This window comes from Micromonospora sp. KC721, assembly GCF_004348355.1.
Classification (GTDB): domain Bacteria; phylum Actinomycetota; class Actinomycetes; order Mycobacteriales; family Micromonosporaceae; genus Micromonospora.
The window spans coordinates 1-10029 of sequence record NZ_SMJY01000214.1 but is presented as its reverse complement, the minus strand read 5'-3'; the positions used below and the strand labels follow the sequence as shown (position 1 = coordinate 10029).

General features: G+C 70.7%; 7 protein-coding genes. All 7 read right to left on the bottom strand.

Annotated features, from left to right (window positions below):
* Positions 1-222: 222 nt before the first annotated feature.
* A complete protein-coding gene (locus E1182_RS26150) occupies positions 223-2754 on the bottom strand; it encodes an ATP-dependent Clp protease ATP-binding subunit (RefSeq protein WP_132270129.1) in 2532 nt (843 codons plus the stop codon).
* 592 nt (positions 2755-3346) lie between these two features.
* Positions 3347-3691, bottom strand: coding sequence for an Lsr2 family protein (locus tag E1182_RS26145; RefSeq protein ID WP_165942721.1), 345 nt, complete (start codon positions 3689-3691; stop codon positions 3347-3349).
* A gap of 110 nt (positions 3692-3801) precedes the next feature.
* Positions 3802-5310, bottom strand: coding sequence for a lysine--tRNA ligase (lysS, locus tag E1182_RS26140; RefSeq protein WP_132270125.1), 1509 nt, complete (start codon positions 5308-5310; stop codon positions 3802-3804).
* Between the two features lie 130 nt (positions 5311-5440).
* A complete protein-coding gene (locus tag E1182_RS26135) occupies positions 5441-6199 on the bottom strand; it encodes a type III pantothenate kinase (protein WP_132270123.1) in 759 nt (252 codons plus the stop codon).
* Between the two features lie 59 nt (positions 6200-6258).
* On the bottom strand, positions 6259-7155 hold the full coding sequence (gene nadC / locus E1182_RS26130) for a carboxylating nicotinate-nucleotide diphosphorylase (protein ID WP_132270121.1): 897 nt from the start codon (positions 7153-7155) through the stop codon (positions 6259-6261).
* Between the two features lie 46 nt (positions 7156-7201).
* Complete coding sequence (locus E1182_RS26125; protein WP_132270119.1) at positions 7202-8896, bottom strand: L-aspartate oxidase; 1695 nt, start codon at positions 8894-8896, stop codon at positions 7202-7204.
* Positions 8897-8957: 61 nt separating this feature from the next.
* Positions 8958-9851 carry a septum formation family protein gene (locus tag E1182_RS26120; protein ID WP_132270116.1) on the bottom strand — a complete coding sequence of 298 codons (894 nt, stop codon included), beginning with the start codon at positions 9849-9851 and terminating at the stop codon, positions 8958-8960.
* Positions 9852-10029: the final 178 nt, after the last annotated feature.

Below are 10029 nucleotides of genomic sequence, written 5' to 3'. Positions count from 1 at the left end.
CCACCCGGCCCTCTGACCGGGTAAGCGCAGCCCGCCGTCGCCCTCTGGCCTTGGGCCTGCCGCATATAGCGGGCATCCAGCGCGCCGGACACCCCCAGCCGCCGCAACTGGCGGAGGCGGTTTGGCGGGATGGTCGAGAGGCGGCGGCGAGCCGAGGACATGGAAAAGGGCGACGGCCCGGTGGCGCAATGCCACCGGGCCGTCGCCTCGTACGGTCGTTCTTTACTCGTCCGCGCCGGCGGCAGCGGTGCCGCCGAGGTCGGCGGGAACCGCGTCCGGCACGTCCACCGGGCGGTCCGCGCCGCGGAAGACCAGCTTCGACTTGTCGATGTTCTCGGGGTCGCCCTCGCAGTCCACCACCACGATCTGACCCGGGGTCAGCTCGTTGAAGAGGATCCGCTCGGAGAGGTTGTCCTCGATGTCGCGCTGGATGGTGCGGCGCAGCGGCCGGGCACCCAGCACCGGGTCGAAGCCCTTCTTCGCCAGGTACTTCTTGGCGTTGTCGGTCAGCTCCAGCCCCATGTCCTTGTTGCGCAGCTGGCTCTCGATCCGCGCGGTCATGATGTCCACGATCGAGAGGATCTCGGTCTCACGCAGCTGGTGGAAGACGATGGTGTCGTCGATCCGGTTGAGGAACTCGGGCCGGAAGTGCTGCTTGAGCTCGTCGTTGACCTTCTGCTTCATCCGGTCGTAGTTCGACTCGGAATCCTCCGAGGCCTGGAAGCCCAGCGAAACCGCCTTGGCGACGTCCCGGGTACCGAGGTTGGTGGTCAGGATGATGACCGTGTTCTTGAAGTCCACGATCCGACCCTGACCGTCGGTGAGCCGACCGTCCTCCAGGATCTGCAGCAGCGTGTTGAACACGTCCGGGTGGGCCTTCTCGATCTCGTCGAAGAGGACCACCGAGAACGGCCGACGCCGCACCTTCTCGGTGAGCTGGCCACCCTCGTCGTAGCCGACGTAGCCGGGAGGGGCACCCACCAGCCGGGAGACCGTGTACCGGTCGTGGAACTCGGACATGTCCAGCTGGATGAGCGCGTCCTCGCTGCCGAACAGGAACTCCGCGAGGGCCTTGGACAGCTCGGTCTTACCGACACCGGACGGGCCGGCGAAGATGAACGAGCCGGACGGGCGCTTCGGGTCCTTCAGGCCGGCCCGGGTACGCCGGATCGCCTTCGAGACCGCCTTGACCGCGTCCTCCTGGCCGATGACGCGCTTGTGCAGCTCGTCCTCCATGCGCAGCAGGCGCGAGGTCTCCTCCTCGGTCAGCTTGTAGACCGGGATGCCCGTCCAGTTGCCGAGCACCTCGGCGATCTGCTCGTCGTCGACCTCGCTGACGACGTCCAGGTCACCGGCCTTCCACTCCTTCTCCCGCTGCGCCTTCTGACCGAGGAGCTGCTTCTCCTTGTCACGCAGCTGAGCGGCGCGCTCGAAGTCCTGCGCGTCGATCGCGGACTCCTTGTCGCGACGCACCTGGGCGATGCGCTCGTCGAAGTCACGCAGGTCTGGCGGTGCGGTCATCCGGCGGATGCGCATCCGGGCGCCGGCCTCGTCGATCAGGTCGATCGCCTTGTCCGGCAGGAACCGGTCGGAGATGTACCGGTCGGCCAGGGTGGCGGCGGCCACCAGCGCGGCATCGGTGATCGACACCCGGTGGTGCGCCTCGTACCGGTCGCGCAGGCCCTTGAGGATCTCGATGGTGTGGGCCAGCGACGGCTCACCCACCTGGATCGGCTGGAACCGGCGCTCCAGCGCGGCGTCCTTCTCCAGGTGCTTGCGGTACTCGTCCAGGGTGGTCGCGCCGATGGTCTGCAGCTCGCCACGGGCCAGCATCGGCTTGAGGATGCTCGCCGCGTCGATCGCGCCCTCGGCCGCGCCCGCGCCCACCAGGGTGTGGATCTCGTCGATGAAGAGGATGATGTCGCCGCGGGTGCGGATCTCCTTGAGCACCTTCTTCAGGCGCTCCTCGAAGTCACCGCGGTAGCGGGAGCCGGCGACCAGTGCCCCGAGGTCGAGCGTGTAGAGCTGCTTGTCCTTCAGCGTCTCGGGCACCTCGCCCTTGATGATCTTCTGGGACAGCCCCTCCACCACGGCGGTCTTGCCGACGCCGGGCTCACCGATCAGGACCGGGTTGTTCTTGGTACGGCGGGAGAGCACCTGCATGACCCGCTCGATTTCCTTCTCGCGCCCGATGACCGGGTCGAGCTTGCCCTCGCGGGCGGCCTGGGTGAGGTTGCGGCCGAACTGGTCCAGCACGAGGCTGGTCGACGGCGCGGCCTCGCCCGGCGCGGCACCGGCCGCGGCCGGCTCCTTGCCCTGGTAGCCGGAGAGCAGCTGGATCACCTGCTGGCGGACCCGGTTGAGGTCGGCACCGAGCTTGACCAGCACCTGGGCGGCGACGCCCTCGCCCTCACGGATCAGACCGAGCAGGATGTGCTCCGTACCGATGTAGTTGTGGCCGAGCTGCAGCGCCTCGCGCAGCGACAGCTCCAGCACCTTCTTGGCCCGCGGCGTGAACGGGATGTGCCCGCTCGGCGCCTGCTGGCCCTGGCCGATGATCTCCTCGACCTGCTGACGGACGCCCTCCAGGGAGATGCCGAGGCTCTCCAGGGCCTTGGCCGCGACACCCTCACCCTCGTGGATCAGGCCCAGCAGGATGTGCTCCGTACCGATGTAGTTGTGGTTGAGCATCCGGGCCTCTTCTTGGGCCAGGACGACAACCCGTCGCGCTCGGTCGGTGAACCGCTCGAACATGCCCTCGTGCTCCTCACGTGCCGTGCGCCTTGATGTGCGAGATCTTGGCGGGGCCGGTGCGCGGACGTCCGGGACGGGCGTCCTTGCCTCATTACTCTATCGCCGCCGACCGACTCCGCTGAGGTCGTGTGTCCCCGTGACGAGCCGTTCGGACGTTGTTTGGACCAACCCTCCGCGCTCAGGAGGTGTTCCGACACCCCGACCTGTACGCGCAGAGCGAAATTCGACCCGGGTACGGAAGGCGCCCGGAAGCCCCGATGGGCCGTCCACAGCGTGTGGACGCAATCTCCACCGGTTGTGGACAACACCCCTGCCGGCGGGCCTGTTCCCGGGGTTCCAGGCTGCCCGGGTCGCGCCGCGCCGTCACCTACCCGCCACGACCGGCCCGGCGCCCCGCCGCACACAGCGTTCCACAACCGAGCAACAAACGCATATCCGGACAGAAAGCATACCGGGGCCGAAAAGGCTCGCCGGAAGCCGCGAGGGGACAACCAGGGGCGGCGAGGGGCCGGCGCCCGGATCTCGGAACGCCGGTGAAGCACGACGCCGGCCCGGAGACAGGCTCCGGACCGGCGTGTCACCGTCGCGTAGGTCAGCGGGAGGCGTGGAACTCGTCGACGATCTCCTGCGGGATACGACCCCGGTCGGAGATGTCCTTGCCCTGCTTCTTCGCCCAGGCTCGAATCGCCCTGTTCTGCTCGCGGTCCGCGGTGGCACCACCCCGTCCCCGCGCGGCCCGGCCGCCCACGACGACACCGCCCCGGCCGACCCGGGTGCCCGCCGCCACGTACGGCGCGAATGTCTCGCGCAATTTCTCCGCGTTGGAGTTCGACAGGTCGATCTCGTACTGAACGCCGTCGAGCGCGAACTTGACGGTCTCGTCCGCGTCCCCGCCGTCCAGGTCATCGACCAGCTTGTGAATGATCTGCTTGGCCACGTCCCACATTCCTTTCGAGCAGGGGTTGTTGCCTGCAATACAAGAACGATAACCTGCGAGATGCTCGGCGCGTCAATAGGATGCGGTAACGACCCGGAGAAGTTCCCCGGTCACTCCGGGCGGACCAACGGGAAGAGGATGGTTTCCCGAATTCCCAGGCCGGTCAGCGCCATGAGAAGCCGGTCGATTCCCATTCCCATGCCGCCGGCCGGTGGCATTCCGTACTCCATCGCACGCAGAAAGTCCTCGTCGAGCCGCATCGCCTCGTCGTCGCCGCGGGCCGCGAGCTGCGCCTGGGCGACCAGCCGCTCCCGCTGCACCACCGGGTCCACCAGCTCGGAGTACGCCGTACCCAGCTCGAATCCGAGGACGTACAGGTCCCACTTCTCGGTCAGCCCCGGCTCGCTGCGGTGCGCCCGGGTCAGCGGGCTGGTCTCCTCCGGGTAGTCCCGGACGAAGGTGGGCTCCTGCAGCCCCGGCACCACCAGTTCCTCGAAGAGTTCCTCGGCGAGCTTTCCCGGACCCCACCTGGGGTCGACGGAAACGTCGACCTTGTCGGCGTACTCCACCAGCCGGGACCGTTCGGTGCGGACGGTGACCTCCTCGCCGAGCGCCTCGGACAGCGCACCGAACAGGGTCACCGAACGCCACTGGCCACCCAGGTCGAACTCGCGTCCGTCGGCGTGCGTCACCACCGTCGAGCCGCCCACCGCGATCGCGGCCTGCTGTACGAGATTGCGGGTCAGCTCGGCCATGGTGTCGTAGTCGCCGTACGCCTGGTACGCCTCGAGCATCGCGAACTCGGGCGAGTGCGAGGAGTCGATGCCCTCATTGCGGAAGTTGCGGTTGATCTCGAAGACCCGGTCGACGCCGCCGACCACGGCCCGCTTGAGAAACAGTTCCGGCGCGATTCGCAGATACAGATCGGTGTCGAGTGCATTGCTGTGGGTCACGAATGGGCGGGCTGCCGCACCGCCGTGCAACAACTGGAGCATCGGGGTCTCGACCTCGATGAATCCCGCGCCGTGCAAGGAGTCGCGCAGGCTCCGCACCGCCGTGGCCCGGGTACGGACCATCTGCCGCGCCTGCGGGCGCACGATCAGGTCCACGTACCGCTGCCGGACCCGGGCCTCCTCGCTCAGCGGCTTGTGCGCCACCGGCAGTGGACGCAGCGCCTTCGCGGTGACCGCCCACTCCTGCGCCAGCACCGACAGCTCACCCCGGCGGCTGGTGATCACCTCACCGGTGACGCCGACGTGATCGCCGAGGTCGACCAGCCGCTTCCAGGCGTCCAGTCGCTCCGCGCCCACCCGGTCCAACGAGAGCATGGCCTGCAGCTCGGTGCCGTCGCCGTCGCGCAGGGTGGCGAAGCAGAGCTTGCCGGTGTTCCGTACGAAGATCACCCGCCCGGTGACCGAGACCTGGTCGCCGGTGGCGGTGTCGGTGGGCAGGTCGGCGTACCTGGCGCGGATCTCGGCCAGGGTGCTGGTCCGGGGGAACCCGACCGGGTACGGCTCGACGCCGTCGGCGAGCATCCGGTCCCGCTTCTCCCGGCGGACCTTCATCTGCTCGGGAAGGTCGTCGGCGGGGTCCACTGGCACGGCGTTCTGCTCGGTCACGGCACGCTTCCTCAGGCTTCGGGGAGTTTCGGCGGGTCAGCCCATGAGCGTACTCAAGGGCTCCGGCCGCCGTTACGGAGACAACCTGCCCCCGGACCGCCCGCCCGGTCAGCCGAGCACCGGGAAGCCGTCAGGTGTTGCGCTCGTAGACCATCCGCAGCCCGATCAGGGTGATCATCGGCTCGTGGTGGGTGATCGTCCGGCACTCCTTGATCACCAGGGGGGCGAGTCCTCCGGTGGCGATGACCGCCCTCACCTCGCCCAGTTCCTCGCTCATCCGCTCCACGATCCGGTCCACCTGGCCGGCGAAACCGAAGTACAGCCCGGACTGGAGACACTCGACGGTGTTTTTCCCGATCACCGACCGGGGCCTGGTCGCCTCCACCTTGCGCAGCTGGGCGGCCCGGGCGGCGAGCGCGTCGAAGGAGATCTCGATGCCCGGGGCGAACGCGCCGCCGAGGAACTCGCCCCGACCGCTGATCACGTCGAAGTTGGTGGTGGTACCGAAGTCGACCACGATCGACGGGCCGCCGTAGAGGGTGTACGCGGCGAGCGTGTTGACCACCCGGTCCGCGCCGACCTCCTTGGGGTTGTCGATGGCGAGCTGCACGCCGGTGCGTACCCCGGGCTCGACGATCACACTGGGCAGGTCGGCGTAGTAGCGGGCCAGCATGGTCCGCAGCGAGCGCAGCGCGGCCGGCACCGTGGAGCAGGCCGCCACCCCGGTGATCTCCACCGCGTCACCGGCGAGCAGTCCCCGGAACATCAGACCCAGCTCGTCCGCCGTGGAACGGGCGTCGGTCTTGATCCGCCAGGAGTGCACCAGCTTGTCGCCCTCGAAGGTCGCCAGCACGGTGTTGGTGTTTCCGATGTCGATGCAGAGCAGCACGCACGCAGCCTAGACGCCGCGTCCGGGGGCGGGGTCGGTGTGGCCCGCCCCGACCGGGCTCATTCCTCCCGCAGGTCCAGCGCGATGTCCAGGATCGGCGAGGAGTGGGTGAGCGCGCCCACCGACAGGAAGTCCACGCCGGTGGCCCCGTACCCGGCGGCCATCTCCAGGGTCAGCCCGCCGGTCGCCTCCAGCTCGGCGCGGTCGCCGACCCGGGCCACCACCTCGCGCAGCGTCTCCGGGGTCATGTTGTCCAGCAACAGGAATTCCGCGCCGGCCTCCACCGCCTCCACCGCCTCGGCAACCGTGTCGACCTCCACCTGCACCGGCACGTCGGGGAAGGCATCCCGGACCCGCCGGTAGGCGGCGGCGACCCCACCGGCGGCCAGCTTGTGGTTGTCCTTGACCATGGCGACGTCGTGCAGGCCCATCCGCTTGTTGGTGCCGCCGCCGGCGCGCACCGCGTACTTCTCCAGGGCGCGCAGGCCGGGGGTGGTCTTGCGGGTGTCCAGCACCGTCGCCTTCGTCCCGGCCAGCGCGTCCGCCCACGCCCGGGTGTGGGTGGCCACTCCGGACATCCGGCAGAGCAGGTTGAGCGCCGTCCGCTCGGCGGTGAGCAGCAGCCGGGTCGGGCCGGTCACCGTGGCCAGCACGTCGCCGCGCGCCACCCGCTGCCCGTCGTCAGCCACCAACGACACCAGGACGGTACGGTCCGCTCCGGTCACCTCGCCCACCAACTCGAACACGGCGGCGGCCACGGCCAGCCCGGCGACCACGCCGGGAGCGCGGGCGACCAGGTCGCCAGTGTCGGTCTGGGTGTCCGGGATCGTCGCCACACTGGTGACATCGAGGAAATCCGGGCCGAGGTCCTCGGCGAGCGCGTCGACGACCACCTGCCGGACCCGCTCCGGATCGAGGCCACCGGCAAGCAACGCCTGCTCCGTCGACTGCCTCATTCCACTCCTCCCCCGGTGCCCGCAGGGCCTGTCGCACTGTTGCCGTTCACGCCGACCCCTCCCACCGGGACGTCAACCTGCCCTGCGCCCCGACCGCCGCGACCAGATGGCCCTGCCAACGGTCGTCGGCCGTCGGGAAGTCCTCCCGCCAGTGACAGCCCCGGGTCTCCTGGCGAGCGTACGCGGCGGCGACCAGCGTCGACGCCACGGTGATCAAATTCGTGGCCTCCCAGTCGGCGGTACGCGACACACCCCGCTCCGCGCCGGCCTCGGTCAGCGTGGCGGCGGTCGCCGCGAGCGTCCGCGCCGAACGCAACACCCCCGCGCCCCGGGTCATGGCCCGTTGCAGCGCCCCAGTACCGGCGGCCGGCACCAGCCAGCCCTCGCCGCCCACCCAGGCACCGGTCTGCGCCGGCCTCGCCTGCTCGGGCAGGCCGGCGGCGATGTCCTCGGCGATCCGGCGGGAGAAGACCAGCCCTTCCAGCAGCGAGTTGCTGGCCAGCCGGTTCGCGCCGTGCACGCCGGTGCAGGCGACCTCGCCGCAGGCGTACAGGCCGGGGATGGAGGTCCGTCCACGCAGGTCGGTCCGGACGCCGCCGGAGGCGTAGTGGGCAGCCGGGGCGACCGGGATCAGGTCGACCGCCGGATCCACGCCGATGGCCAGGCAGGAGGCGACGATGGTGGGGAACCTCCCGGCAAGGAAGTCCCCGCCGAGGTGGCGGGCGTCCAGCCAGACGTGATCGGCCCCGGTGGCCAGCAGCACCCGATGGATGCCCTTGGCCACCACGTCCCGGGGGGCGAGTTCGGCCAACTCGTGCTGACCGACCATGAACCGCTTGCCGTCGCCGTCGACCAGGTGGGCGCCCTCGCCGCGCAGCGCCTCGGAGACCAGCGGCTGCTGGGCCAGGCCGGCACCGGGCAGCCGGGCGGGTTCCGGAACGATCAGCGCGGTCGGGTGGAACTGCACGAACTCCACGTCGGTGACCGCCGCGCCGGCCCGCATCGCCAGCGCCACCCCGTCACCGGTGGAGACCGCCGGGTTGGTGGTGGCCGCGAAGACCTGCCCCATGCCGCCGGTGGCCAGCACCACCGCCCGGGACAGGATGGCCCCGACGCCGTCCTCGCTGCCCTCGCCGAGCACGTGCAGGGTGATGCCGCAGGCCGCACCGAGCGAGTCGGGGCCGTCGCCGGGTGCCCGGAGCAGGTCCAGCACCAGGGCGTGCTCGACCAGCCGGATCCACGGGTCGCGACGGACCGCCGCGTGCAGGGCCCGCTGCACCTCGGCCCCGGTCGCGTCGCCGCCGGCGTGCACGATCCGGTCGGCCCGGTGCCCGCCCTCCCGGGTGAGCATCAGCGAGCCGTCGGGGTGGCGGTCGAACTCGGCGCCGAGCCGCATCAGCTCGCGTAGCCGGGTCGGCCCCTCCTCGACCAGCACCCGCACCGCCGCCGGGTCGCAGAGCCCGACTCCGGCGATCTCGGTGTCGCGGGCGTGCGCGGCCGGCGTGTCGGCGGGATCGAGCACCGCCGCGATGCCGCCCTGCGCCCAGCGGGTCGAGCCCTCGTCGATGTTGACCTTCGTGACGACGGTGACGTGCAGGCCCGCCTCACGCAGGTGCAGCGCGGCGGTGAGACCGGCGACCCCGGAACCCACCACGATCACGTCGGTGGTCTCCACCCAGCCGGGCGCGGGGGCGGCCAGCAGGCGGGGCAGGGCCGGCAGGTCGACGGTCGGAAGGTCCATGGAAACAGTCAACCCGAAGCATCCTCGTCCCGGGCGGCGGGGGCACGACGAGTGGTTTTGGCTACTTCGTCCGGACGGGCAGGCCGGCGGGACCGGCGCCCTTCAGCGAGGTGGTCACCGTACGGTCGCTCAGCCACAGGTAACAGCGGACCCCCCGGTCACCCACCCGCCAGCGGCCCGCGCCGGGCGGGCGTACCACCACGCCGCTGCGCAAGCGCAGGTCCGCGTCGTCGGGCACGCCGACGTACCGGCCGAGCACGGAACGGCAGCCGGCGTAGAGCGGCGCCCAGTCGGCGTCCTTCGTCGGGTACGGCCGGTCGGGCGACCGCCACACCCCGACGAACTCGGCGTCGTGGGCGACCGCGCAGTCAACCGGGGTGAGGGTTCGCACCCGAACGCCGCCCTCGGTGGTCCGCTGACAACCCAGCCGCAGCTTCGACGGCCCCTTGAGCGCGTCGCGGAGGCTGCCGGTGCGGGTGAGCACCTTGGCAGCGGCTTCGGTGGTGTCCAGTTCGCTCAGGTCGCAGCGGTACCAGCGGGAGCCGGCCGCCCAGCCGGGCCGGGTGGGCAGCGCCACGGCCAGCCGCAGTCGGCCGGCGCGCCAGTCGTCGCCGACGTACCCGGTGGCCTTCGTGTCGCACTCGGCGAACGCGCCACGCAGTTCGGGCGAGCCGGTGGCCGGGGGCTCCGCCCGGTCGGCGGGGAAGGCACCGACGTGTACCGTCTCGACCCGGTGCGGCACCGCGCAGTCCACCGGCGCGTACGCGTCGAGAGCTACGGTGTCGGTGAAGCCGGCGACCTGGCACACCCCCGCCTCGGGCGTGAACGGACCCGGAGAAGGCAGGGCGGCCCAGTCGTCGGTCAGATCACCGTCGAACCCGTCGCTGCTGGCACAGCCGGACAGCAGCACGAGCGCCAGCCACCCGGCAGCCACACTCCTCATCGCACGGCCCATCGCGGCCTCCCCAGCCGACGACCGTCGATCCCGACGGTCCGCCCAGAGTAGCCGCCCACGACCCTTCGGTGACAGACCGGAAGTGCGCTCCCACTTTCCGTCGAGCATGCGGTTGTCCGACGACACGCCGGACCGAGCTACGGCAACCTCATGATCTGCGGGGCGGGGCGGTGGGAGG